The sequence below is a fragment of the Streptomyces chlorus genome (genome assembly GCF_042655885.1).
Taxonomy (GTDB): Bacteria; Actinomycetota; Actinomycetes; order Streptomycetales; family Streptomycetaceae; genus Streptomyces; species Streptomyces chlorus.
In genome coordinates this window covers 1-966 of record NZ_JBHSOA010000167.1, presented here as the reverse complement: position 1 = coordinate 966, position 966 = coordinate 1, and the positions used below count along the sequence as shown (strand labels likewise).

Annotated in this window: 1 protein-coding gene; it reads left to right on the top strand. The window is 70.4% G+C overall.

What is annotated here, in order from left to right:
* Window positions 1–966, top strand: a 966-nt coding sequence (locus ACFPZI_RS37210; protein ID WP_381371591.1) for an AMP-binding protein, incomplete at both ends; no start/stop codon positions are given.

Sequence of the window (966 nt, the reverse complement as noted above, 5' to 3'; positions counted from 1 at the left end):
TGGCGGTGTGGAAGGCCGGCGGGGCGTATGTGCCGATCGATCCGGACTATCCGGTGGAGCGGATCGGGTATGTGCTGGCGGATGCCGGTCCGGCGGTCACGGTGACCACCAGCGGCCTGGCGCCGATACTGCCGCCGGACGCGTCGTCCCTCCTGGTGGACGATGCGGCGGTGGTGGCGGAGTGTGCCCGGCAGGACTCCTCCGACGCCGCGGTGCGGGTGCCGGATTCGGGTGCGGCGTATGTGATCTACACGTCGGGGTCGACGGGGCGGCCCAAGGGTGTGGTCGTCTCCCGGTCGAGTGTGGCGAATCTGGTGGGCTGGGCGCATCGGGAGTTCGGGCGTGAGGGTTTGTCGACGGTCGTGGTGTCGACGTCGATGAGCTTCGATGTGTCGGTGTTCGAGTTGTTCTCGCCGTTGACGTGCGGTGGTGGTGTGCGTCTGGTCGAGAACCTGCTGTCACTGATGGATTCCGGTGTCACCGAGGGCGCGAGTCTGGTCAGTGGTGTGCCGTCGGCGATGACGAACGTGGCGACGAGCCTCGACGCGGAATGGGGCGTCGGCACGGTGGTGCTGGCGGGAGAGGCGTTCACGGCCTCGGCGTTGGGAACGGTGCGCAAGGCCGCGCCGCGGGCTCGGGTGTACAACTGCTACGGGCCGACCGAAGCGACGGTGTACGCGACGATGTGGCGCGACGCCGGCGGCGACATCCGGGCGCCGGGCATCGGCGGGCCGGTGTCCAACACCCGGGTGTATGTGCTGGACGCGAGTCTGGCGCCGGTGCCGCCCGGAGTGACCGGCGAGCTGTACATCGCCGGGGCGGGGGTGGCCCGCGGGTACTGGGGCCGTGCCGGGCTGACCGCGGAACGCTTCGTCGCGAACCCGTTCGATGCCCCGGGCTCGCGCATGTACCGCACCGGGGACCTGGTCCGCTGGACCCGTGAGGGCGAGCTGGTGTACGTCGGCC